Consider the following 243-nt stretch of genomic DNA (forward strand, 5'->3'; position numbering starts at 1 on the left):
GTAATGCTTGGGCAGGATTTGGTGCCGCATTTAGTCCATTAGTTATCTTCTCACTCTATTGGAAAGGTCTATCACGTACTGGTGCACTTGCAGGCATGATTACCGGCGCATTGGTCGTAATTATTTGGATTGTTTGGATTAAACCATTAGCTTCTATCAATGAGCTATTTGGTATGTATGAAATTATTCCTGGATTCTTAGCAAGTGTGATTACTACTTACTTTGTTAGTAAATACACTAAAA

1 protein-coding gene is annotated in these 243 nt (G+C 37.4%); it reads left to right on the forward strand.

The features are described from left to right. Positions 1-243, forward strand: a 243-nt coding sequence (locus LKX83_RS32805) for a sodium:solute symporter family transporter (RefSeq protein WP_465249359.1), incomplete at both ends; no start/stop codon positions are given.

It is taken from the genome of Cohnella baijiui (assembly GCF_020731285.1).
Classification (GTDB): Bacteria; Bacillota; Bacilli; order Paenibacillales; family Paenibacillaceae; genus Cohnella.